At 58.6% G+C, this 22,385-nt stretch carries 22 protein-coding genes and 1 pseudogene; 11 read left to right on the forward strand and 12 right to left on the reverse strand.

The annotated features are described in order from the left end of the window. Positions 1-20: 20 nt before the first annotated feature. From AC5SEO_RS11815 to uppW, 5 genes are all read right to left on the reverse strand, one after another. On the reverse strand, positions 21-710 hold the full coding sequence (locus tag AC5SEO_RS11815) for an ABC transporter permease (protein ID WP_174068577.1): 690 nt from the start codon (positions 708-710) through the stop codon (positions 21-23). A 12-nt stretch (positions 711-722) separates the two neighbouring features. Continuing rightward, complete coding sequence (locus AC5SEO_RS11820; RefSeq protein WP_013636682.1) at positions 723-1,445, reverse strand: ABC transporter permease; 723 nt, start codon at positions 1,443-1,445, stop codon at positions 723-725. A gap of 22 nt (positions 1,446-1,467) precedes the next feature. After that, positions 1,468-2,238 carry a transporter substrate-binding domain-containing protein gene (locus AC5SEO_RS11825; RefSeq protein ID WP_003513835.1) on the reverse strand — a complete coding sequence of 257 codons (771 nt, stop codon included), beginning with the start codon at positions 2,236-2,238 and terminating at the stop codon, positions 1,468-1,470. A gap of 44 nt (positions 2,239-2,282) precedes the next feature. Then, positions 2,283-3,059: an ABC transporter ATP-binding protein gene (locus tag AC5SEO_RS11830; protein WP_013636684.1), complete on the reverse strand. Its 777-nt coding sequence runs from the start codon at positions 3,057-3,059 to the stop codon at positions 2,283-2,285. A gap of 161 nt (positions 3,060-3,220) precedes the next feature. Further along, entirely contained in the window at positions 3,221-4,636 is a 1,416-nt protein-coding gene (uppW, locus tag AC5SEO_RS11835; RefSeq protein WP_019565136.1) for a Wzy-type polysaccharide biosynthesis protein UppW, read from the reverse strand. 500 nt (positions 4,637-5,136) lie between these two features. Between uppW and AC5SEO_RS11840 the strand changes: the two genes are divergently transcribed. After that, positions 5,137-6,207 carry a hypothetical protein gene (locus AC5SEO_RS11840; protein WP_038492918.1) on the forward strand — a complete coding sequence of 357 codons (1,071 nt, stop codon included), beginning with the start codon at positions 5,137-5,139 and terminating at the stop codon, positions 6,205-6,207. 37 nt (positions 6,208-6,244) lie between these two features. Here the strand turns inward: AC5SEO_RS11840 and uppG are convergent, their stop codons facing one another. Both uppG and uppI read right to left on the reverse strand, forming a co-directional pair. Continuing rightward, positions 6,245-7,324 (reverse strand): polysaccharide biosynthesis glycosyltransferase UppG, encoded by a 1,080-nt coding sequence (gene uppG / locus AC5SEO_RS11845; protein WP_495363881.1) that lies wholly within the window; start codon positions 7,322-7,324, stop codon positions 6,245-6,247. A gap of 2 nt (positions 7,325-7,326) precedes the next feature. Beyond that, positions 7,327-8,397, reverse strand: a complete 1,071-nt coding sequence (gene uppI / locus AC5SEO_RS11850) for a polysaccharide biosynthesis UDP-hexose transferase UppI (protein WP_097100776.1) — start codon at positions 8,395-8,397, stop codon at positions 7,327-7,329. Between the two features lie 280 nt (positions 8,398-8,677). Here uppI and uppH point away from each other — a divergent pair, with 280 nt between their 5' ends. After that, positions 8,678-9,589 (forward strand): polysaccharide biosynthesis endo-1,4-beta-xylanase UppH, encoded by a 912-nt coding sequence (gene uppH / locus AC5SEO_RS11855; RefSeq protein ID WP_013636689.1) that lies wholly within the window; start codon positions 8,678-8,680, stop codon positions 9,587-9,589. Positions 9,590-9,597: 8 nt separating this feature from the next. Continuing rightward, positions 9,598-10,542 (forward strand): polysaccharide biosynthesis UDP-hexose transferase UppJ, encoded by a 945-nt coding sequence (uppJ, locus tag AC5SEO_RS11860; protein ID WP_174068578.1) that lies wholly within the window; start codon positions 9,598-9,600, stop codon positions 10,540-10,542. Between the two features lie 531 nt (positions 10,543-11,073). Here uppJ and uppL read toward each other — a convergent pair. Beyond that, complete coding sequence (gene uppL / locus AC5SEO_RS11865) at positions 11,074-11,889, reverse strand: polysaccharide biosynthesis UDP-hexose transferase UppL (RefSeq protein ID WP_034502051.1); 816 nt, start codon at positions 11,887-11,889, stop codon at positions 11,074-11,076. 240 nt (positions 11,890-12,129) lie between these two features. Here uppL and AC5SEO_RS11870 point away from each other — a divergent pair, with 240 nt between their 5' ends. Further along, positions 12,130-12,339: a hypothetical protein gene (locus tag AC5SEO_RS11870; protein ID WP_003513853.1), complete on the forward strand. Its 210-nt coding sequence runs from the start codon at positions 12,130-12,132 to the stop codon at positions 12,337-12,339. Between the two features lie 19 nt (positions 12,340-12,358). On the opposite strand, the gene uppM is transcribed toward AC5SEO_RS11870, so the two are convergent. Continuing rightward, entirely contained in the window at positions 12,359-13,978 is a 1,620-nt protein-coding gene (gene uppM / locus AC5SEO_RS11875; RefSeq protein WP_174068579.1) for a polysaccharide biosynthesis protein UppM, read from the reverse strand. Positions 13,979-14,236: 258 nt separating this feature from the next. On the opposite strand from uppM, the gene uppO reads away from it, so the two are divergent. The 3 genes from uppO to AC5SEO_RS11890 all read left to right on the forward strand — a co-directional run bounded on the left by uppO (position 14,237) and on the right by AC5SEO_RS11890 (position 16,550). Next, entirely contained in the window at positions 14,237-15,652 is a 1,416-nt protein-coding gene (uppO, locus tag AC5SEO_RS11880) for a polysaccharide biosynthesis phosphomannomutase UppO (RefSeq protein ID WP_174068580.1), read from the forward strand. 134 nt (positions 15,653-15,786) lie between these two features. Next, positions 15,787-16,188 carry a globin domain-containing protein gene (locus AC5SEO_RS11885; protein ID WP_174068581.1) on the forward strand — a complete coding sequence of 134 codons (402 nt, stop codon included), beginning with the start codon at positions 15,787-15,789 and terminating at the stop codon, positions 16,186-16,188. Next, the gene (locus AC5SEO_RS11890; protein ID WP_013636697.1) at positions 16,185-16,550 is read left to right on the forward strand and encodes a DUF423 domain-containing protein; all 366 of its coding nucleotides are present in this window, start codon (positions 16,185-16,187) and stop codon (positions 16,548-16,550) included. Before AC5SEO_RS11885 ends, AC5SEO_RS11890 begins: the two co-directional genes overlap by 4 nt. A gap of 7 nt (positions 16,551-16,557) precedes the next feature. Here the strand turns inward: AC5SEO_RS11890 and AC5SEO_RS11895 are convergent, their stop codons facing one another. The 3 genes and pseudogenes from AC5SEO_RS11895 to AC5SEO_RS11905 form a co-directional block, all read right to left on the reverse strand. After that, positions 16,558-16,845 (reverse strand): hypothetical protein, encoded by a 288-nt coding sequence (locus AC5SEO_RS11895; RefSeq protein ID WP_112751968.1) that lies wholly within the window; start codon positions 16,843-16,845, stop codon positions 16,558-16,560. Beyond that, positions 16,826-17,149: pseudogene (locus AC5SEO_RS11900) on the reverse strand (DUF2325 domain-containing protein); the annotation flags it as partial. The pseudogene AC5SEO_RS11900 and the gene AC5SEO_RS11895, both read right to left, overlap by 20 nt. Positions 17,150-17,404: 255 nt before the next feature. Beyond that, entirely contained in the window at positions 17,405-18,046 is a 642-nt protein-coding gene (locus AC5SEO_RS11905; RefSeq protein ID WP_003513869.1) for a TetR family transcriptional regulator C-terminal domain-containing protein, read from the reverse strand. 262 nt (positions 18,047-18,308) lie between these two features. Here AC5SEO_RS11905 and AC5SEO_RS11910 point away from each other — a divergent pair, with 262 nt between their 5' ends. Genes AC5SEO_RS11910 through AC5SEO_RS11925 form a run of 4 tightly spaced genes read left to right on the forward strand, consistent with a single transcriptional unit; the run spans position 18,309 to position 22,241 of the window. After that, on the forward strand, positions 18,309-19,556 hold the full coding sequence (locus AC5SEO_RS11910) for a Zn-dependent hydrolase (protein ID WP_174068582.1): 1,248 nt from the start codon (positions 18,309-18,311) through the stop codon (positions 19,554-19,556). Further along, a complete protein-coding gene (gene hydA, locus AC5SEO_RS11915) occupies positions 19,553-21,010 on the forward strand; it encodes a dihydropyrimidinase (RefSeq protein WP_025594312.1) in 1,458 nt (485 codons plus the stop codon). The genes AC5SEO_RS11910 and hydA overlap by 4 nt, the downstream gene beginning before the upstream one ends. After that, the gene (locus tag AC5SEO_RS11920) at positions 21,007-21,450 is read left to right on the forward strand and encodes an NUDIX hydrolase (RefSeq protein WP_019565127.1); all 444 of its coding nucleotides are present in this window, start codon (positions 21,007-21,009) and stop codon (positions 21,448-21,450) included. Before hydA ends, AC5SEO_RS11920 begins: the two co-directional genes overlap by 4 nt. Next, positions 21,447-22,241 carry an ABC transporter ATP-binding protein gene (locus tag AC5SEO_RS11925; protein WP_003513873.1) on the forward strand — a complete coding sequence of 265 codons (795 nt, stop codon included), beginning with the start codon at positions 21,447-21,449 and terminating at the stop codon, positions 22,239-22,241. Before AC5SEO_RS11920 ends, AC5SEO_RS11925 begins: the two co-directional genes overlap by 4 nt. Positions 22,242-22,385: the final 144 nt, after the last annotated feature.

The following is a 22,385-nucleotide window of genomic DNA, read 5'->3' on the forward strand; positions in this document are numbered from 1 at the left end:
GTTCATGCTCCTTGAACGGTTTACCGCCGGACCGGCACCTGCTGTTCGATAAGACCGAAACAGCGGGCGATGATGGCGGTGAGAATGAGATAAAAGACGGTGACGACGATCAGCGGCTCATAGACGAGCAGCGTGTCCTGCCGCACCTTGTAGGCGACGGCGTAGAGGTCCATCACCGTCACGGTAAAGGCAAGCGGCGTGGATTTGAGCTGCATCACCACCTCGCCCGCAATTGTCGGCAGCGCGATGCGGATGGCGCGCGGCAGCCAGATGCGGCGAATAAGGGTGAAACGGCCCATGCCGAAAGCCCGGCCCGCCTCCAGCTCACCCTTTGGCACAGCCAGCAACGCGCCGCGCAGAACCTCGGCCTCATAGGCCGCGTAATTCAGTGTGAAGCTGACGGCGGCGAAAAAGAAGCCCTCGCGCAGCACCGGCCACATGAAACTCTGACGTAAGCCGGGGATCATCGGCAGAAACGAGCCGACGCCATAATAGAGCAGCCAGAGCTGGATCAGAAGCGGTGTGCCGCGAAAGAAGGTGCAATAGGCGCGCGCCAGAATTTTTGTCACCCGCCCGCCGCTGACCTGCGCGAAGGCAAGCCCTATAGCGAGAAGAAAACCAATGCTGACGGAGATGACGAGCAGCGCCAGCGTTTGCCAGGCACCGGACAGAAGCAGCGGCCAATATTTGGCGATCCATGAAAAATCCATGCCGCGTCCCCTTTATGCCAACGCCGGCTGGCCGCGCCGCACACGGCGCTCCAGCAGCGAAAAGACGAGGTTGGAAACCAGCGTAATGGCAAGATAAAGCAGGGCTGCGGCAAGAAAGAACAGGAAATATTGCTTGGTGCTGGCCCCCGCCAGCCGTGTCGCAAGCGCCAGTTCCTGATAACCGACAACCGCCACCAGCGCGCTATCCTTCGTTACCGCAAGCCAGAGATTGGCAAGGCCCGGCAGGGCGTTCGGCAACAGTGCAGGCAAGACCACACGGCGGAAACGCAAGGCCGGCGACATGCCGAAGGCGCGCGCCGCCTCGATCTGCCCGTTCGGAATGGCAAGGATCGCACCGCGCAGCACCTCGGTCATATAGGCACCCTGCACGAAACCCAGAACCGCAACAGCGGCAACGAAACCGTTGACTTCCAAAGGCGGCAGGCCTGCCAGTTGTAGCAGCCGGTTCAGGCCATCAGTACCGGCGTAATAAAGCCCGACGATAAGGATCAGTTCGGGAACGGCGCGGATTGCCGTCGTGTAGAGATTGAGCAGAAGGCCAAGCGGCCTGTTGCCGGAGAGCTTGCCGAGTGCACCGGCAAGCCCGATGACGATGCCGATCAGATAGGCACCGGCGGAAATGGCAAGGGTCGACGCCGCACCCTTCAAAAGGGTGCCGCCCCATCCCGGAGGATAGGGTGACAGCAGTTGCAGCGTGGTTTCAAGGCTTGCCATTTATGTGACCGGTCAGGAGAAATTACTTACCGTAGATATCGAAGCTGAAGTATTTCTTGGTGATCTCGTCATACTTCCCGCTGGCGCGAACGGCAGCGAGAGCAGCGTTCAGCTTGTTCTTGAGTTCGGTGTCGTCCTTGCGCAGGCCGCCGGAAACGCCAAGGCCGAGGATTTCCTTGTCATCCGCAACGTTGCCCATGTCGGCGCAGCAATCCTTGCCGGCATCGCTCTTCACGAAGGCATCGAGAACGAGCGAGTCGCCGAACACGTAGTCGATACGGCCGGCTGCGAGATCCTGAAACGCCTCGTCCAGCGTCTGATAGGTCTTTTCGTCTGCGACAGCAGCGAAATATTTCTTGTAATATTCGGACTGGATGGTCGCGACCTGAATACCGATGGTCTTGCCCTTGACGTCTTCCGGCGCCGCACCCGGCTTGCCATCCTTGGCGCCGATCAGCTTGCTCGGCGTGTTGTAATATTTGTTGGTGAAATCGATGACCTTCTCGCGCTCTTCCGTGTTGGACATGGACGACCAGATAACATCGAACTTCTTCGTCTGCAGCGCCGGGATGAGGCCATCCCAGGAAAGCTCGACGATCGAGCATTTTTCCTTCATTTCCGCGCAGACGGCGTCCATGAGATCGATTTCCCAGCCCTGCCACTTGCCGCTGGCATCCTTGGCGAAGAAAGGCGGGTAGGATTCGTTCATGATGCCGAACCGGACATCGGCGCTGGCGGTGAAGGCGGAAACCGCAAATGCCGTTCCGGCAAGCAGCGTGGCGAAGAATTTCATTTAAAGTCTCTCCTGTTAAAACAAACGGCGAAGCGAAACGGCCATCACGCCAGCGCGCCGGTAAATTCCCTGCAACGGGCGCTTACGGGATTGCCGAACACCTGCGCCGGTGGCCCCGCTTCCTCCACACGGCCCTGATGCAGAAACATCACCTCGGTGGAAACATCGCGCGCAAAGCGCATCTCGTGAGTAACGAGCAACATGGTGCGGCCTTCCTCGGCCAGATCGCGGATGACCTTCAGCACCTCGCCCACAAGTTCCGGATCGAGCGCCGAGGTGGGTTCGTCGAACAGCATCACCGCCGGCTCCACGCAGAGCGCGCGCGCAATCGCGGCGCGCTGCTGCTGCCCGCCGGAGAGGAACGCCGGATAGGCATTTTTCTTGTCGTAAAGGCCAACCTTGTTCAGCAGGGCTTCGGCCTTTTCCACCGCCTCCTGTCGCTTGACGCCGAGAACGTGAACAGGCGCTTCGATGACATTTTCCAGAACGGTGCGGTGGGCCCAGAGATTGAAATTCTGGAACACCATGCCAAGCCCTGTCCGCAGCTTTTCCACTTGCCGCCAGCTTTTCGGCACAGCCTTGCCGTCCCTGCCAATCTTCATGGCGATCTCCTCGCCATTGACGATGACCCGGCCGCGATCCGGCGTTTCGAGAAAGTTGATGCAGCGCAGGAAGGTACTCTTGCCGGAACCGGACGAGCCGATGATCGATATCACATCGCCTTTGTGGGCCTTCAGCGAAACGCCCTTCAAAACTTCGTGTGTGCCGAAGCTCTTGTGGATGTCATCCGCTTCGAGCGCACAGGCGCCTGTATCTGCCATTTATTGACCTTGCCGATCCGGTTCATTGCGTGTCGAGCAAAATGCGGAGCGGTTTTGCGACAGGACATGCATAACAACAAAGACTTAAGCCACGCATGTTTAGCGAAACCTGCTGCAAACGCGCGCAATATCAGGCTCTTTTACACATTTGAAACGAAAAATCATTTCAAAATATCATCCGCGAGCAACGATCTGCGCGATTTGCCCCTGATGCGCCTCGCCACGCTGGCCGCGTTACTGCCAGTCAGGGCCAATTGCGGTTCCGCCTGCGCCTCATCCTCGACAAGGCTGGCATTCGCCTGCAAACGCAGGCCCATCACGGCAACGACGAGGAAAAACCAGACGAAACCGGTACTGAGGAAGAACATCGTTTCGAGAAAGCCGTAGAGCAGGACATAAAGCCAGACGCCGACATAGAGCTTCGTCAGCGGGCTTTTGCGCGTGGCCTCATCCATCTTGCCGAGATCGCGAAGCGGCATCAGACAAATCCACGTCAGCACCAGAATAAGACCTGGCACGCCGCCGCCAAGCACAAGGTCGAAATAGCCATTGTGGGAATCCGGCGCCGTCGTTGCCCAGGTATTGTTCTCGGTGAAGCTCGTCATCAGGGTGTCGCTGCGCCAGAAGGCCTGGTAGCCGTATCCGACAATCGGGCTTTGGCGGATATAATCTATCGAGACGGTCCAGATATCGGTTCTGCCGGTGAAACTGGCGTCGATCCCCAGTTTCGTCAGCATCTGTGAAAAGACCGGATCAACGGTCGTGCCGACGATCACCACGGCGAAGGTTCCCAGAAGCACGGTCACAACAGCGTAACGCCATCTGGGCCAGCCCACGATGAACCAGCCCGTGGCGATGATGATCGGCATCAGGCCGAGCGCGGTCTTGCCACCCGACTTGACGAGAAATATCAACGACAGCAACAGCACCGCCAGGCCGCCGATAAGGGACCAGCGCTTGCACAGATAAATCCCGACGATCATCAGCACCGCCATGATCGAGGCTGCCTCGTTCTTGTGACGGAAGACCCCACGCCAGTTGCCTGCAAGGAGCGGCTCCAGCGCATCGCTTGCCTGATGGATCGACCGCGACGGCAGGACAGCAACGCCGAAATAACAGAGGAACAGGATGATCAGCACGCATGTGGCAAGCAGCGTGGTGAAATGCCGCTCGGTGCGCGGCAATTGCAGGAAGCAGCTGGCGAGCACGCAGATGATAGCGCACATGGCAAGCCGCCGCAGCGAAAACACCGGCGCGCCGCCCACCACTGAGGTGAAGATATACCAGCCGAAGATCGCGAGCATCAGCAAACGCGGCGTAAAGACAATGGAAGACGACCGCTCCTTTGCCATGAACGCCACGAAACTGATGAGCAGGATGATCGCGGTGAGCTGGTTGAGGAGGTTGGACCCGGCCGCCATGGCGGACCCCAGATAGGTCGAGGAAAGCGAGATATAGGGCGAGAAGCCGACCGTGAAATAAAAGAACGTCACATAAAACAGTGCATTCCGCCAGGCGACACTCGCCTGCTCATCATGCGCTGCATCCATCAGGTAATTTTCTCTACCTTTTTCCATACGTTCTCACATCGTACCCGATGCTTCGTCTCGGTAACATGAATATCCCGTCAAAACCCTATTTTTTAGTTATCCATAATACACGGAGGAATAGTAATTCCATTATAGAGGAATGAAGCCCGGGAAATTGAAACAGAACCTGATTTTCAAAGTCAACATATGGATAAGGGTAGAATCTTGACCATATCAAACTTCATCTGTCAAATTTAAGTTGCTGATTTCCCTATTATTGGCTAGACATACGCCCTCGTAAAGGTTGCTTATATCTATTTGACGACAGAGATATTTCGCTACGTTAAGGATATACTGGGGTGATGATCCGAAATTCTGTTTAACGTATATTAACAACTCTGGATATATCTTTGGCTTGTTGATTTCATAAACGCGTAAATAGCTGGAAACCGACGGTGGACGTTCCGATACACACCAATATGGACGATAGCAACAACGAAGGGGTGACACAACGCCCGGTTCAGCCAGCTGCGCCCGGCGTTCGACCCATGCGCAGGGACGATCTTCCGGCTGTCGAGGTTGTGCTCAACAGCGCGTTCAAAAAGACCGGGCTTGATAGAAACTTCGACTTCGGCGCTTACGTCGAAACATTGTTTTTCAGCAGTCCTGTGTTTGATCCCGAATATGGCAGCGTTGTCTACGATGCTGGAGAGAGCGGCGTTACAAGCGTTATCCTTGCCGTCCCCATGCGGTTTGTCGCGAACGGAAAACCCATTACCGCAAGGTTGTTATGTGCTTTCGCGTCGAAAGGAAAACTCGGCGCACTCGGCGCCGCGCGCCTCTCCCGCGGCATGCGCGCGACGAAACACGATATGCTGTTTTCGGACACGGCCTCCCCCGTCAGCGCCGATCATTGGCTTGCGATCGGCGGCAGCATGCTGCCGATGGAAAGCCTGCAATGGCACAAGGCGCTCAAGCCTTTCAGCGCGATTGCCCTGCGCATGCCGCGCCGTTCGCAAGTAGTCAAATCCAGGCCCGGACTTATGGCACTTGGATTTGTGGACCGTATCCTGCGATCGTGGAAAAAGGGCATAAGGCCCAATGAAGTTGCCGGCACCACGGTCAGACCGGTGGATTTCGAGACGTTCCGACGCAACGCGCTGACAATGATCGAGCGTTTTTCCGTCCGCCCGGAATGGTCCCACGAGGAATTCCACTGGCTGATCGAAATGAGTAAAACCAACGGCACCCTTGGTGAATTGAGCAGCCTGGCGATCGAAAATGCCGAAGGCCGCATCATCGGCGCTGCCCTGTATTTCGGACAGGCGGGACGGACCGCCTATGTGCTGAACCTCGTCTGCGATGCCGGTCGCGAAAACGACGTGCTCGGTGCGCTGTTCCGCCATTTCGATGATGAGAACTATGCCCATGTCACCGGGATGTCGCAGCCGTTTCTCATGAACGCGCTCTACCGTCAGAACCACGTGACCTTCCATCATCGCGGTTATTTCTGCATGGCCACCCGGGATGAAGCCCTCCGGGATCGGGCGCTTGCCGGCGATATCTATATTGGCGGGCTAAGCTCGGAAAGCTGGAGCAAGCTCATCACAGATTTCTAAGGCACTTGCGCCGGTTGTGAAGAAAGTGCCGAGCCTTCTATGCCCCAGTGAAGCGCTGGACATTCGCTGAAATCAGGTGACGCAGCGCCTTCGCGTAACGTTTGGAGCGCGTCTTGGCCGCAAGGGCGCTCGACCAGTCCACCATCGATCCGTTGATATCGAAATCTCCGAGCTGGCCTTCGGGAACGTCACCCTTTTCGATGCGCTCGACGATGGAGCCCAGCGCCGCGTAAAACTCGGGCGAGCGATAGGGCGGATGCAGCGAATACATGCCCTTGCCCGTGCCGAGAAAATCAAGCCGGTATACGCCGATGCGCATCATATTGTCACTCAGCACCTCTTCGGCAGGCATTGAGACCGGTTGCTGATTATAGGCATAGGAGCGGATGCGCCGTTTGACGTCGGGTCTCAGCAGTTCGAGCGAGCCGATACGCTTGGCGAAACGGTCCATGTCGATCATGAACAGGCGCGTGGAAACGGTCGCGAACCGCCATGTGGGAACGCGGCTCGGCAGCTTGCGCGGTTCGGGAATGTTCTTCACCCCCGGCATGCCGACATGGCGGGAGATATCGAGATCGCCGCGCACGGTGGGCGGCCCGGAAAACGGCGTGATGCAGAGCGCGTCCGGGTTGGCCTTCTGCAGCGCAATGGCTTCGTTGAACCAGCTCTGGCTGCCGCCGCCAAACATCATGTCGCTGTCCATATGCAGCACATAACGGGCGTTGGCACGTTTCAACCCGTGGAAATAAACATGGAAAGGCCCGCCGTCGAAAGCCTTGGCGGGATAAGGAACCGGCGAGCGCGAAAAGAACGTCTCCGCCACCGCACTGCGCGCCGCATCGCTACAGTCGGCAATATCCACATACAGATGCGGATAGTTGGCCTGCATTTCCTCCAGCATGTCAAACAGGCGTTTGCTGGCGGCCTCGAAACCGTTGCCCTTGTAGCGGCCGGCTCCAACCTGGCCGGTATCCACCGTCAGGAGAATGCGGTCCACCTGCCCGCCCCAGACCCGCAGCTGATGCGGAACGGTCAGGGCCGCATGCGGTGCGTCGAAGGGATGCAGATTGATTTGCAGCGCCTTTTGTACGGGAGGAAGCGGCATTTCAGCAGTCATAATTACGCACCACGGTTCCGGAATTCATTGATGACGGCCATCATGGGTTTTTCGTTGAAGCTCCAGTCGAGCGGCAGCGGCCGGTTCGCGGTGCCATCCCGGCGGGGATAGGCCCAGCGAATCCAGGTATATTGGTCCGAAATGCCCCATGTGGTGATGGAGGAAAGCGGGCCGCCTTCGCACGCCGCTTCGAGAAAATCGCGGACCTGACCGTTTATCAGCATGTCGCGCTCGGCTTCCGGGGCGGGAAGCGTCTGGTCCATCGCATCCAGTTCCGTCACCAGAACGGCAAGACCATAACTGCGCATTTCCTTGGTAAAGGCGGCAAGCTCGTCTTTCGCAATGGGCCAGCCACCGCGCAGATGCCCCTGCAGGCCGATAGCGTTGATCGGAGCGCCTTTCTCTAGCAACTCGAGAATGAGATTGCGGAAGGCCGCGCGCTTGGCCGGCGATTTCTCGACCGCAAATTCCACATCATATTCGTTGAGGACAAGCTGGGCCTTCGGATCGACGGAATGGGCGATGTCAAAGGCCTTTTTGATGGCGTCCGGGCCTGCGCCATAATACCAGGCGTCGCGGCGCGAGCGCACATTGCCGGGCACGTCGGGGATAGGCTCATTGACCACATCCCAGCTGTGTATCACGTCCTTGTACCGTTCCATCACCTTGACGATGTGGGTTTCCATCAACTTCTCGACCTTCGAGCCGCTGCCGATGCTGGCAAGCCAGGGCGCGTTGGAAGCGTACCAGATAAGCGGATGACCATGCATGGTGAGTTTGTTCTGGCGCGCGAAGTTCGCAAGCGCATCGGCAGCGGCAAAATCGAAAACGTCTGCCGAAGGCCGCATGACCTCCCATTTCATTTCAGTAACGGGTGTGATGCGCGAGCAATATTTGACCACCGCTTCGCCGATGCGGCTATCGGCGGTAAGGTCCGGCAGATAGATGGCCGCACCGTAAGGGGCAATCTTTGTCGACGTTTTCCTGGTCGCGGCAACGCCCTGCCCGGCCATGGCATGCAACAGGCCAGCGCTTGCAGCACCACCCAGAAAATTCCGCCGCCCGATCCGCATTCGCCCGCCTCCACAACCCCGGCGCATCGGCCTGAAAATCGAAAGCGATTTTCGAAAGGGACGATGCGCATATCACAACTGTCAGCACGTCGCTGATGCGTCCCAATGGCCGCACGACGCTCTAATTCTCAAAACATAACATCTTGATCATGCCAAAAGGATATTAAAGATTTGCAAGGTTAACTGACGCTATACCACGTCACAATTGGCGCAAGCCGGCTTAATCCGGTAGTAACTTCAGTGTGAGAATTATTGACCCGCCCCTGATGGAGTAAAAATATTGGTTTCCGTCTCGATTGTCATTCCCGTTCGCAACGGCGAGCGTTACATCGTGGAAGCGATCGAAAGCGTGTTGTCTCAGGGGAAAACCGTTTGCGAAGTGCTCGTCGTCGATGACGGCTCCACCGACACAACGGCGCAAAAGGTGCAAAGTTTCGCCGATCCCCGCGTAAAACTGCTGGCCCGGCCGCAGGGACGGCAGGGCGTTTCCGCCGTGCGCAATTTCGGCCTGTCTCAGGCGCGCGGTGAATGGACGATGTTTCTCGATGCCGACGACCGCGTGAAGCCAGGCGCGATCGCCGCCCTATGCGCCGGCATCTCCGGACCGGATGTCGTTGCCGTCTACGGCGATTATGAGCGCATTGATGAGAATGGCGCCAAGATCGGACGGCGCAACCTCATCAGACGGCGGGAAAAACCTGATGGTTTCATCCTCCAGCCGCTTTTGGGCGGAAACTTCATCGTCAATGGCGGCATCATGCTGGTTAAAACCCGCATCTTTCAGGATTTTGGCGGTTTCGACGAGACATTGCGTTACGCGGAAGACTGGTATGGCTGGTGCCGGCTGGCTGCCTCCGGCCGTTTCGCCTATCTGCCCGGCCGCCACGTGCTGGATTACCGGGTGCACCGGACAAGCGTGATGATGAACCGCCTTCTGACCTTCCGGGATTGCGAACCGGCGATCGAAGCGGTGTTTTCCGATCCCGCCATCGTCGCCGCCATTGCGCCGCAGGAATTGCGCCGGCTTCGCCGCAAATCCGAAAATCACATGAATGCCTATACCGTGGCGCAGGCCTTTCGCGCCCGGCGCTATCGCGAGGCCTTTTCGGCGCTTGCCGATACATTTGTCAATCGCCCGCGCCAAAGCCTGCGCGCCGTCGTGTTTTCCGCCGCAGCCCTTGCCGGAATTTAGGAGTGTCCATGTCCGAAATCATGCCGGAAGCGGTGGTGTGCATTCCGAGTTTCCGCAGGCCTGCAGGTTTGCAGAAGACGCTGAACTCGCTGGCAGCCCAGAAGGTCGATTTCCCCTTCGCCATCGTCGTTGTCGATAATGACGGGTTGGGCCAGGCGGGGCTGGCCGTCGCGCGTGCGTTTTTCTCCGAGAGCGGAATGATGGGCCAGACGCTGGTCGAGCCGACGCAGGGCAATTGTTACGCCATCAACACGGCATTCCGCACGGCGCGGCAGAGCTATCCATCCGCGCAGTGGTTTCTGATGATCGATGACGACGAAGCGGCCTCGCCCGTCTGGCTCGCTGAAATGGTCTCTGCCGCAAAATCCTTCGGCGTCGATATCGTCGGCGGGCCGGTCGATCGCGAATTCGATGCCCCCGCACCCAAGGCGGTTCTGGCACACCCGCTGTTCGGCTCCATCGAGGCACCCACCGGCGTAGTCGATCAAATCCATGGGTCTGGCAATTGCCTGATCTCGAGGCGGGTTTTCGAAACGCTGGAAAAGCCGGAATTCGATGTACGGTTCAACTTCCTCGGCGGCGGCGACATGGATTTCTTCACCCGTTGCCGAAAGGCGGGTTTCAAATTCGCCTGGAACGCTCAAGCCCTCATCATCGAATATGTGCCGGAAAACCGCATGGCGCCGCGCTGGATCATGGAGCGCTCGCTCCGAACCGGCATCATCAATTACAGCATCGACCGCGCCCGACGCCCCGGCCTGAAGGGCGGGCTGCTGCTTGCCGCCAAAAACGTCATCAGCCTGTGCCTGTCACTGGTCCGCGCCGTTTCCGCATTCCTGAAAACCGGTGCGCTGCTGCCCGCCACGCATCCACCGCTTATGTCCATCGGCCGCGTCATGGCGAGCCTCGGTATTACGCTCACGCCCTATAAGGCGCCGGCGAAAAAGGCCTGAACGCGGGCTCGTTCCGGCAGTTAATATCAGCTTTTCAGCTCAGGGTTTTTTCCCTGCGCAAAGAGATCCCATTCACATGCCGTTTCTGGGAAGCGAATGACGAAAAAACGGCTGCAAGAATGAGAAGCGGCACAAGAACCGGCCAGAAGAAACAAAGGATGATACCGGTCACCCGGTAAAAGTCCCAATCCTTGTCGCGGCGGGCGCCTTCTATATAGGTCATGGCAAGAGAAGTAACGGTGCCAATCCCATATACGAAAAGAGAAATGGACGTAATTACCATCGCTGTCCTCAATATATTTCTGATTCGAATAAATATGTAATATCCGCTCAGTGTACCGCCGTTACGCCCACTTGCAACGATTTTCCGCGGAAAGACACCTCCACCCCGATACGTTAGAGCGACCTCATATAGCGCGACTCCATATGATGATTGCATGCGCCGGCAGATGCCGCTCACATGATATCGATCCTGAACCGGCCGGACGGTCAGGGGCAATTCCGTAAAGAATCAATGAGAATGCGCAGATTTCAGACCTTGCCGGCCCCGAACCCGTAGCGATGCTTCAGCAGCGAATATATGGCGATGGGATTGGTCAGCAGGTAGCGCTTGCCGAGACGCCTCGGCTCAAGCATGGCCCTGTAGAGCCATTCGAGCCCCATATCCTGCATCCATTGTGGCGCCCTGCTGTTCTTGCCCGCGAGAAAATCGAACAGACCGCCGCAGGTCTTGATCACCGCAATGTCGGAAAGCCTGTCGAGATTGCGCGCGACGAAACGCTGCTCCAGCGGTATGCCGAAGCCCACCCAGAGAATATCGGTCTGCGATGCGACGATATCGGCAAGGATCGCCTCCTCGTCGCCGGGTCTGAAATAACCATTGCGCCGACCGGCAAAGACAAGCCGTGGATAGAGCTTTTGCATTTCCTCGACTGCCGCGCGGTTCACCTCTTCGGAACCGCCGAGAAAATAGAACCGCGTGCCGGTCGCCTCAGCCCTCCGGGCCACCGCATGAACGAGATCCGTCGTCGCCACACGTTCCCGCAGCGCCCTTACGCAGAACTGGCGGGAAAAGATCACCAGCGACATGCCGTCGGCATGAATCTGGTCCGCCTGCCGCAGCAGGGCTTCGAATTCCTTGTCTTGGTGACAGAGTGCGATGACCTGACCGTTCGCCGATGTCGAATAGAACGGCTTTGCGCCGGCCGCGCGTTCACGTTCCGCCCGCAGGATAAAATCCTGCGCCGTCTCTTCGATGGTCGCATCGGTGATGGGCAAAGCCGCAAGCGGAACAACCGGCCAGTGTGTGCCAGGCCCTTCCGCATGCGGGACATCTCTCCCTGTCATATTCTGTCCGGTGTCCAAGATAGGCATCGTTTCACTGTTATATTCACGCATAGGATTAAGGTATAAGGCTTCAAACACTACGAATAACTATCATTAATATTCTTATAAATCTGACGCTTGAATCAAACAATTATACGCCCGGGGGTTGAGTGACCACCCCAACCTCTCCTCCACCTATTCCGGTTTTGCGGCTGATGGGTTAAGGGACGACGAAACCACACCATAGAAAAGGTCCCGGCCATGGAAACCATATCGATCGACAACCGCGGCGATTTCGGCCTTTGGGCCATCGAACGGGCAAAAGAAATCGTCGCCAACGAGGCGTCCGATCTTGCCGTTTCGGTCCGTGACGGCGACGAGACAGGCATTCGCGATGCGGGTAATGCGCTGGGCGCTGCCATCGCCGCCGCCCTGCTCGAAGTCTATGACGGCCTGATGTCCGAGGAATAAGCGCGCGCGGTCACAGCCCTCAGGCGTAGCGTTCCGCGTGGTCTGTCCGGCGCAGAAAACCCAAAAGCCCCAGTGCGATGGCAATTCCGAGACCAAGGAACAGACCACCCACGCCACCGGCGATCAGGAAGATCAGCTTGCCGGGCGGCCAGCTTCTGGAATTGGGCGCTACCGGCTGCGAAATCACCCGCACATTGGTGGAATCGATTGTCTGCTGCTCGGCGATCTGACGTGAGCGATTGAGATAGGTCTCGTAGATCGCGGCAGCTGAGTTGGCGTCTCGCTCCAGATCGCGCAGCCGCACCTGCGCCTCATTGTCGGTAAAGACATTGGCGCGTTCCGCAACCGCCTTCAGCCGCAGGGCATCAAGCGAGGAGCGGGCCTCGGCGACATTGGTCTTGGCCGCCAGCAAAATCCGCTGCGCCTCATCCGCAATGCCGCGTTCCAGCATGTCGCGTTCCGCCCCGGCAGTCGCCAGACGCGGATGGCGGGCGCCATAGGTCAGCGTCATCGCCCCAATCTGCTGCTGCAAGGTGCTGTATTGCGCACGAATGGTGTTCATGGTCTGGCTGTCGAAGATCGCGTCGCTCTGGGTGCGGTTCTGGGCAATCGCCGCCTGCATCTGCTTGAGGCGCGACTCCTCCTGAATGACGCGCTGCTGCGCGGCAAGAACCTGCGCATTCAGCTCGCCGGACGCCAGATTGCTGACCAGCTGGCCGTTATTCTCCTGCAGGCCGTTTTCGCGGCGGAAATCGGCGACGCGCTTTTCGGCAACCGTCACGTTCTGACGCATTTCCTCAAGCCGCTTCTTGAGATCATCGACGATACGCAGGCTGCTGTCGGAGGTCGTCTGGAACAACTCGCTTTCGAAAGCCTTCACCATCGCCTTCGAGACTGTCACGGATTTGTCCGGATCATTGGTCCAGACCGCAAGCGTCACCACGAAGGACCGCGGATCCCGTTCCGCCGCAACCCGTTCGCCCAGCGAACGAAGCGCGCCGACCTTGTTGTCACCATCTTCCGGCTTGGGTGAAAAAAATGCTTTCAGCCGCGCAAGAGGCGGTGGGGATATGAATTCCGGGTCCTCATCCAGTTTCAGCTCGTCCACCACCCGCGCCAGCACGTTGCGCGACGTGACGGTGCGCAGCTTGCTCTCCACTTCGAGAATCTGGGTGTCGCGCTGCTGGTTGGGCGAAAACACCCCGTCATTGACGACATTCAGGTTGGAGGGATTGACGACGATATCCGTATAGGCGGTGTAACGCGGCGGCGTCACATAGGCGTAGGCGAGTGCAGCGGCGACGCAGAGAATGATCGCAAGCACAATCCAGACGATCCCGGCACGCAGCCAGCCGAGCACCTCGTCGACACCGATCCGGTCGATATATTTCAGGCCCGGCAGCGTGGCCGCGAGACTGTTGCTTGGCGAGGCCGGCCTTGTGGGCTTTTCAGCCGGAGCGGGTTCGGCAATGGCAGCCGCCGGCTTCGGCTCAAGATGCTCTTTCAGCACCGTGCGCTCGAAAACCTCATCCTCATCCACCAGATCGTCCAGCAGGGAACCGTGGGGTCTGGCGGCGGGCGCCGCTTTTTCATCCAGCGGACGTGCCTGCTTATGTCCCGCCTTTTGAAGCCTGTACATCAGCCAATCCAACTTGAACGAACCACAAAAAAGGCCTGCAACAGATGGTTTTCATCGTCGCCAGAACCACTATTAACCGGCAAGTCTAGATATAACGGGTGAATTTTAGGTTACCCGCATCATCCCCGCCATCATCACCTATTCGCCGCGTCCATGAAAGAGATGATTGACTTGAATGGATCGATACGGTTCTTTCTGGCGTTATATTTTTGTATTATCCATTTGAACCTCAAAGATTTTATCGAAACGGAGTTTGGCATGAGCCTGAAATTTGGAACGAGCGGCCTTCGCGGCCTGTCTGTCGATCTGAAAGGAAAGGCCTCGGCCGTCTACGCAACGGCATTTGCAAGGCACCTTCTCACATCGGGTCAGGCAAAGGCGGGCGACCCCATTCTCGTGGCCCGCGATTTCCGCGATTCGAGCCCGGATGTTTCCGCAACCTGTATCGCCGCGCTGAAAAAGGCCGGCCTCACACCGCTCGATTGCGGCACGGTCCCGACACCGGCACTGGCGCTTTATGGACTTTCCCTCAAGGCCGGCGCGCTGATGATAACGGGTTCGCATATTCCGGCCGACCGCAACGGCATCAAGTTCTACCGCCCGGACGGCGAAATCGACAAACAGGACGAAACGGCGATCGCCGCACTCGCAGCCGAAGTCGAGGCTGAAGGGATTAACGACGAGGCCGCAACGGCGGACGACCATTCCGCAATTGCAGCCGAGCTCTTTTATGAGCGCAATGCCGCACTCCTGCCGGAAAAGGCGCTTTCGGGCCTGAAAATCGGCGTTTACCAGCACAGCACGGTGGCGCGCGATCTCTTCGTCGACGTTCTCGCCCACTATGGCGCCGAAGTTGTGTCGCTCGGCCGTTCCGAGACCTTCATTCCGGTCGATACCGAGGCGGTCTCCCCTGAAACGCTGGCGCTTCTCAAAAAATGGGCGCCGGAACACGGCCTCGATGCCATCGTTTCCGCCGATGGTGACGGCGACCGGCCCCTGCTTGCCGATGAAAACGGCGTGCCGCTGCGCGGCGACCTGATCGGATTGATCACAGCGAATTTTCTCGATGCCGGCGTAGTCGTCACCCCCGTCACCTCCAATTCCGGCATTGAGGCGAGCGGTTCGTTCAAGGTCATCCGCACCAGGGTCGGTTCGCCTTTCGTGATCGCCGGCATGGCACAGGCCCTTGCCGAAGGAAACAACGGCGTCATGGGGTTCGAGGCCAATGGCGGCCTTCTGACAGCCTCCACCTTCACATTGAACGGCAAACCGCTATCGCCCCTGCCGACGCGGGACAGCTTTCTGCCCATCCTCGCCGTATTGCTTCTCTCCGCCGAGCAGAAAAAGCCGCTATCGCAGATTGCCGCCGCCTATAACCTGCCGGTCGCGGCTGCGGATCGTCTGGAAAACTTCGCACAGGAAAAGAGCGCTGCCCTGATGACGCATCTGCGCGCCTCGCGGGATAATCTCGAAACCTTCCTCGCCCCCGTGGGCACGGTCAAGGCGCTGAGCGACATTGACGGCCTGCGCGTGGCGCTGACAGACGGCAGCACCATCCATTTCCGCCCGTCCGGCAATGCTCCGGAAATGCGCTGCTACGTCGAGGCCGCCAATCAGGACGAAGCCGAAACGCTGCTGAGCAGGGGCCTCGATCTCATCCGCAACTTTGGATGAGTGGATGGCGCCGAACGCTTAAAGCGGACGGTCACATGAATGTCCCAGTGTCGCAAATGTCGCATCCCGTCTTTGCCTGTTGCTCTTCCTGCTCCGGAAAGCGATAAGGGCCGCAGGGTTCAAGGAGGCGGGATGTGAGCGGCGAGACCATTACCCTTTATGAAGCGATCGGCGGCGATGCCACAGTCAGAGCACTGACCCGGCGCTTCTACGAATTGATGGACACCCTGCCGGAGGCGGTGCATTGCCGCGCCATCCATCCAGCCGATCTTTCCGGTAGCGAAAGCAAGTTCTACGATTATCTGACCGGATATCTTGGCGGACCGCCGGTCTATGTCGAAAAACACGGCCACCCGATGTTGCGCAGGCGTCATTTCGTGGCCCCTATCGGACCCGCCGAGCGGGACGAATGGCTGCTCTGCTTTCGCCGCGCGATGGACGAGACCATCGACAACCCAAAGCTCCGGGACATCATCTGGGGACCGGTGGAGCGGCTGGCCTTTCACATGCAAAATCAGGAAGCGAATAACCCATGACGACGGAAAGATTGCGCGCCTTGATTTTGCTGCTGGGCAGCCTTTTGGGTGCTGCCGGCGTCATGCTTGCCGCCGCCGCCACCCATACCGGCGAAACCTATATGCTTGGCAACGCCTCGGCCATGGCGCTCGCCCATGCGCCAGTGCTTGTGGCACTGCATATCGGCGCGGACCGCATCAGAACCGCCATTCCGGCAGGGCTGATTCTTGGCTTCGGCACGGCGGTTTTTGTTGGTGATCTCGTCACCAGACATTTTTCCGGTCACAGCCTGTTTCCCTACGCGGCTCCCTTGGGTGGCCTCGGCATGATCGCGGGATGGCTGGTGCTCTGCGCCGGTGCATTTTTGAAGCCGAGGGGCTAAATCGGCATCAACGCCGTTTCCAGCGAAACGACAGGATGTTGCCGCCACGTTGAGCCGCGTCACCGATCTCGAAGAACGGCTTTTCGCCCGGCTGGCGGGTGCGCAGATAGGGAAAAGCCAGCACATTGCCGCCGTCAGCTGCGGCGCGGTTGCGCCGCTCGCGTTCGCCGACGACTTCATACATCTCCGTCAGGGCCGGATCGGCGCCGTGGTCGGCCATCTTGTGAAGCTCCACGCGGCAGGCCTCAGTCACCGCCTGCTCTGCATCCTTGAAATTATTGCGCTCGTCGCTCATCGTTTAAGGTCCGTTCATTCATCGTCTGCAGCGCTCGCTCCAGACTGGATTTGCTGCCATTGCGCAGCGGAATGAACGTCTTGCCGAATTTCTTGCAACCGGACTTCACCCGCAGACACGCATCGTGGCTGATACAGTCGATCGGGCAGAAAACGCAGTCGACGGAGGGAAGAACAGTGTCGATACGCGAGACCGCCTCACGCAATCCGCCATCGTGATGGATAAGCTCGGCGCCGAAATTGCTGGCGATCTGGCGAAGATGGGCAACCTGACAGTCACGGCCGCCAACATAAAGAAAGCTCTTCGGACCGGAAAGCTGCTGTTCAGCCACATCCTTTTCAGGTTGAGGCGCGCCCTTGCCCTGCTTGCCGCCGCGTTCGGCTTTCTTCTTTTCCTTGCGTGCCATTCCCTCACCTGCCGGTTGAATTTTTTCATGCCCCGACGTTCGGGATGCCGGCACCATAATAAAGATGAGTTTTGGAGTAAAGTATAAAGGTGATAATTTTCCTCATGTTTTGACATAAAGAATCGATCACATATTCGCGATAACCTCACCAGATCAGTTGTTGATCTTCAATCCACCCATGAAAAGCTGCTCCAGGTGCCGGGCTGCATCCTCAAACCGGCCTTCGCCACCGTTCTTGTCGCCCAGCACGGCCCGCACCTGCACGTCGAAATCCGCATAGTGCTGCGTGGTCGACCAGATAGAGAAAATCAGGTGATAGGGATCGCATTTCGCCATCCGCCCGGCCTTGATCCAGACGCGGATTACCTCTGCCTTTTCATCCACCAGTTGCTTCAGCGGACCCTTCAGCTCATCCTCGATATGTGGCGCGCCCTGGAGGATTTCATTGGCAAACAGGCGGCTCTCGCGCGGAAAATCGCGCGACATTTCCAGCTTGCGGCGAATATAGGAGCGGATTTCGCTTTCAGGATTGCCCTCGGCATCAAAAGCCCTGAGCGGATCCAGCCAGGTATCCAGCACCCGCTCGATCAACGCGCGATGCATCGCCTCCTTGGTGCGGAAATAATAAAGTACGTTCGGTTTCGACATGCCGGCCGCCTCGGCAATCTGGTCGATGGTGGAACCGCGAAAGCCGTTGGTGGAAAACACACTCAGCGCGGCCTCAAGAATCGCTTCCTGCTTTTCTTCCTGAATGCGGGTCCGCTTCTGTGTTTTCGCTGCGCGCGGTATGGCCATACTCTGCTCTCTGTGTTTCTTTTCGGTGCAATTGCCGCTACAGTATGCTTAAAAAATAATCGCCGCGTACAGTTTAGGCAAAATTAGTGCGATTCGTCACGAAAATCCCTTGCTGACGTCATGGCGAATTTGCAATGTTTACCAGCCGGTCAATTTATCCACCATCGCCATCACAAGGCAATGGCTGTTATCTTAACCGGCAAAAACGGGAACGGCACAAGCTTTGCTTCGATAAAAACAAAACAGGTGAGGACGACACTTCATGGCAGCGGGTAAGAACTTGACGGTCAATGGCGACCGTCTGTGGGACAGTCTGATGGACATGGCGAAAATCGGCCCCGGCATTGCCGGCGGCAATAATCGCCGCACGCTGACGGATGAAGATGCTGAAGGCCGCAGCCTGTTCAAGCGCTGGTGCGAAGCGGCCGGCCTCACGATGGGCGTCGACAAGATGGGCACGATGTTCGCCACCCGCCCCGGCGAGGACCCGGATGCACTGCCGGTCTATATCGGCAGCCATCTCGACACCCAGCCAACCGGCGGCAAGTTCGATGGCGTTCTCGGCGTGCTGGCTGGACTGGAAGTCGTGCGAAGCCTGAACGATCTCAACATAAAGACGAAACACCCTGTTGTCGTTACCAACTGGTCCAATGAGGAAGGCGCGCGCTTTGCCCCGGCCATGCTGGCTTCCGGCGTCTTCGCCGGCATTCACGATCTCGATTACGCCTATAGCCGCACCGATACCGACGGCAAGACCTATGGCGACGAGCTGAAGCGCATCGGCTGGCTGGGTGAGGAAGAGGTGGGCGCCCGCAAGATGCACGCCTATTTCGAATATCATATCGAACAGGGACCGATCCTCGAGGCGGAAGGCAAGCAGATCGGCGTCGTTACCCATGGTCAGGGCCTGTGGTGGCTGGAAGTGACGCTGACAGGCAAGGAGGCGCATACCGGCTCGACGCCGATGGCCATGCGCGTCAATGCTGGCCTCGCCGCCGCCCGCATCCTCGAAAAGGTGCAGGAAGTGGCGATGGCCCACCAGCCGGGCGCTGTCGCCGGCGTCGGCCAGATGATCTTTACGCCCAATTCCCGCAATGTGCTGCCCGGCAAGGTGGTTTTCACCATCGACCTCAGAACCCCCTCGCAGGCGAAACTCGACAACATGCGCGCCATCTTCGAACGCGAGGTGCCCGTTATCGCCGAAGAACTCGGCGTCGGCTGCTCAATCGAGGCCATCGGCCATTTCGATCCCGTCACCTTCGATTCGGTGCTGGTGGGCCGCGTGCGCGCTGCTGCCGAAAAGCTGGGCTACAGCCATATGGACATCATTTCCGGCGCCGGCCATGATGCTTGCTGGACGGCAAGGGTTGCACCCTCCACCATGATCTTCTGCCCCTGCGTGGACGGTCTTTCCCACAACGAAGCCGAAGACATCTCCTCCGAATGGGCCGCCGCGGGCTGCGACGTGCTGCTGCATGCGGTGCTGGAAACTGCGGAGATCGTGCAATGACCGCCACCATTATCAAGAACGGCACCATCGTCACCGCCGACCTGACCTATAAGGCCGATGTTAAAATCGAAGGCGGCAAGATCACAGAGATCGGACCCGATCTGACCGGCGGCACAGTGCTCGATGCCACGGGATGTTACGTCATGCCCGGCGGCATCGATCCGCATGTGCATCTGGAAATGCCCTTCATGGGCACCTATTCCGCCGATGATTTCGAGAGTGGCACGCGTGCCGCCCTTGCCGGCGGCACGACCATGGTGGTGGATTTTTGTCTGCCCGATCCCGGCCAGTCGCTGCTCGACGCCCTGCAAAGATGGGACAACAAGGCAACGCGCGCCAACTGCGATTATTCCTTCCACATGGCCGTTACCTGGTGGGGCGAGCAGGTCTTCAACGAGATGAAGACTGTGGTTCAGGAAAAGGGCATCAATTCGTTCAAGCACTTCATGGCCTACAAGGGCGCGTTGATGGTGAATGACGACGAGATGTTCGCCTCCTTCTCGCGTTGCGCCGAGCTTGGCGCCATTCCCTTCGTTCATGCGGAAAACGGCGATATCGTCGCGCAGATGCAGGAAAAGCTGATGGCGGAAGGCAATGTCGGGCCGGAAGCGCATGCCTATTCCCGGCCGCCCTCCGTCGAAGGTGAGGCCACCAACCGCGCCATCATCATCGCCGATATGGCCGGTGCGCCGCTTTATGTCGTTCATACATCCTGCGAGCAGGCACATGAAGCCATCCGCCGTGCGCGTCAGAACGGCATGCGCGTTTATGGCGAACCGCTGATCCAGCACCTGATCCTCGACGAAAGCGAATATGCCAATGCCGACTGGGACCATGCTGCCCGCCGGGTCATGTCGCCACCCTTCCGCAACCGCCAGCATCAGGATAGCCTCTGGGCGGGTCTCGCCTCCGGCTCGCTGCAATGCGTGGCGACCGACCATTGCGCCTTCACCACCGACCAGAAACGCTTCGGCCTCGGTGATTTCCGCAAGATCCCCAATGGCACCGGCGGGCTGGAAGATCGCATGCCGCTGCTCTGGACCCATGGCGTGGCGACCGGTCGGCTGACGATGAACGAATTCGTCGCCGTCACCTCCACCAACATTGCGAAAATCCTCAACATCTATCCGAAAAAGGGCGCGATCCTCGTCGGCAGCGATGCCGATCTCGTCGTCTGGGATCCGGCGCGGGAAAAGACCATCCGCGCGGAAAACCAGCAATCGGCCATCGACTACAACGTGTTCGAAGGACAGAAGGTCAAGGGCCTGCCGCGCTTCACCCTGTCGCGCGGCATCGTCAGCATCGAGGAAAGCACAGTCAAGACGCAGGAAGGTCACGGCACGTTCGTCGCCCGTGATCCCTATCCCGCCGTCAGCAAGGCGCTGTCCACATGGAAAGAGCTCGTCGCGCCACGCAAGGTAGAACGCAGCGGCATTCCGGCATCGGGTGTATGACCTTGAGCACCGATCCGAAACGCGAAATCGTCATCGCTGCCGCCGTTCTCCTGAATGCGCGGCGGCAAATGCTTGTCGTGCGCAAGCGCGGCACCACGCAATTCATGCAGCCGGGCGGCAAGATCGATCCGGGTGAAACGCCTGAGCAGGCGCTTCACCGTGAACTTGCCGAGGAAATCGGCCTCACGCTTCCTGAAAATGCCGCGCGATACGAGGGCATCTTTCGGGAGGAGGCCGCCAATGAGACAGGGGCGGAGGTCGTGGCCCATGCCTTCGTCGCCCAACTGAATATCGACGTTACCCCGCAGGCCGAGATAGAGGAGGTGCGCTGGCTCGATCTGGATGCGGCCTCCAATCTGCCGATCGCCAAACTCACGGAAACACGTATGCTGCCGCTGGCACGCGCAGCCCTGACGGAAAGTGGAAACAAGCCACGATGAACCAAGCCTCGTCCTATTCCGTCGTTTCCGCCAGAAATCTCGGCCTCACCTTCGAAACCGGCGATGGCCCGGTGCACGCGCTTTCCAATGTCGATCTGGAAGTGGGCAAGGGCGAGTTCGTCTCCTTCATCGGCCCTTCCGGCTGCGGTAAGACCACGTTCCTGCGGGTGATTGCCGATCTAGAAAAGCACACATCCGGCGATATCACCGTCAATGGCACCACGCCGGAAAACGCCCGCAAGGACCGGTCGTACGGCTATGTCTTTCAGGCCGCCGCACTCTATCCGTGGCGGACCATCGAAAAGAACATTGCGCTGCCGCTCGAAATCATGGGCTATACGAAGGCCGAACAGAGGGAGCGCATCGACCGCACGCTCGATCTCGTCAATCTCAGCGGTTTCAGCAAGAAATACCCATGGCAGCTTTCCGGCGGCATGCAGCAGCGCGCCTCCATCGCCCGAGCGCTGGCCTTCGATGCCGACCTGCTGCTGATGGACGAACCCTTCGGCGCGCTGGACGAGATCGTCCGCGACCATCTGAACGAACAGCTACTAAAACTATGGGATACGACCGGCAAGACCATCTGCTTCGTCACCCATTCCATCCCGGAAGCCGTTTATCTCTCGACCAAGATCGTCGTGATGTCACCACGGCCCGGCCGCGTGACGGATATCATCGAATCCACGCTGCCAAGGGAAAGGCCGCTTGAGATCAGGGAGACGCCGGAATTTCTGGCAATTGCGCATCGCGTGCGTGAGGGATTGAAGGCGGGGCATAGCTATGAGGGGTGAGGTCAGCGCCAGCACTACCCCCCTCTGCCCTGCCGGGCATCTCCCCCACAAGGGGGGAGATCGGCAAGGGGCGCACTCTCCTCTCAATTTTCGAGCCTGGAGATTGCCGAGACCTATCCACGATTGGATCTCCCCCCTGGTGGG

Source organism: Agrobacterium sp. K11 (assembly GCF_059429395.1).

Excerpts from the sequence above, each read along its gene's own strand:
- AC5SEO_RS11890 (WP_013636697.1), top strand. The coding sequence starts at position 16,185 with ATGACGACGGAAAGATTGCGCGCCTTGATTTTGCTGCTGGGCAGCCTT.
- AC5SEO_RS11825 (WP_003513835.1), bottom strand. The coding sequence starts at position 2,238 with ATGAAATTCTTCGCCACGCTGCTTGCCGGAACGGCATTTGCGGTTTCC.
- uppI (WP_097100776.1), bottom strand. The coding sequence starts at position 8,397 with ATGCGGATCGGGCGGCGGAATTTTCTGGGTGGTGCTGCAAGCGCTGGC.
- AC5SEO_RS11895 (WP_112751968.1), bottom strand. The coding sequence starts at position 16,845 with ATGAGCGACGAGCGCAATAATTTCAAGGATGCAGAGCAGGCGGTGACT.
- AC5SEO_RS11830 (WP_013636684.1), bottom strand. The coding sequence starts at position 3,059 with ATGGCAGATACAGGCGCCTGTGCGCTCGAAGCGGATGACATCCACAAG.
- AC5SEO_RS11820 (WP_013636682.1), bottom strand. The coding sequence starts at position 1,445 with ATGGCAAGCCTTGAAACCACGCTGCAACTGCTGTCACCCTATCCTCCG.
- AC5SEO_RS11840 (WP_038492918.1), top strand. The coding sequence starts at position 5,137 with ATGCGCAGGGACGATCTTCCGGCTGTCGAGGTTGTGCTCAACAGCGCG.
- uppL (WP_034502051.1), bottom strand. The coding sequence starts at position 11,889 with ATGACAGGGAGAGATGTCCCGCATGCGGAAGGGCCTGGCACACACTGG.
- hydA (WP_025594312.1), top strand. The coding sequence starts at position 19,553 with ATGACCGCCACCATTATCAAGAACGGCACCATCGTCACCGCCGACCTG.
- AC5SEO_RS11870 (WP_003513853.1), top strand. The coding sequence starts at position 12,130 with ATGGAAACCATATCGATCGACAACCGCGGCGATTTCGGCCTTTGGGCC.
- uppJ (WP_174068578.1), top strand. The coding sequence starts at position 9,598 with ATGTCCGAAATCATGCCGGAAGCGGTGGTGTGCATTCCGAGTTTCCGC.
- uppM (WP_174068579.1), bottom strand. The coding sequence starts at position 13,978 with ATGTACAGGCTTCAAAAGGCGGGACATAAGCAGGCACGTCCGCTGGAT.
- AC5SEO_RS11925 (WP_003513873.1), top strand. The coding sequence starts at position 21,447 with ATGAACCAAGCCTCGTCCTATTCCGTCGTTTCCGCCAGAAATCTCGGC.
- uppW (WP_019565136.1), bottom strand. The coding sequence starts at position 4,636 with ATGGAAAAAGGTAGAGAAAATTACCTGATGGATGCAGCGCATGATGAG.
- AC5SEO_RS11905 (WP_003513869.1), bottom strand. The coding sequence starts at position 18,046 with ATGGCCATACCGCGCGCAGCGAAAACACAGAAGCGGACCCGCATTCAG.
- AC5SEO_RS11910 (WP_174068582.1), top strand. The coding sequence starts at position 18,309 with ATGGCAGCGGGTAAGAACTTGACGGTCAATGGCGACCGTCTGTGGGAC.
- uppG (WP_495363881.1), bottom strand. The coding sequence starts at position 7,324 with ATGACTGCTGAAATGCCGCTTCCTCCCGTACAAAAGGCGCTGCAAATC.
- AC5SEO_RS11920 (WP_019565127.1), top strand. The coding sequence starts at position 21,007 with ATGACCTTGAGCACCGATCCGAAACGCGAAATCGTCATCGCTGCCGCC.
- uppO (WP_174068580.1), top strand. The coding sequence starts at position 14,237 with ATGAGCCTGAAATTTGGAACGAGCGGCCTTCGCGGCCTGTCTGTCGAT.
- AC5SEO_RS11815 (WP_174068577.1), bottom strand. The coding sequence starts at position 710 with ATGGATTTTTCATGGATCGCCAAATATTGGCCGCTGCTTCTGTCCGGT.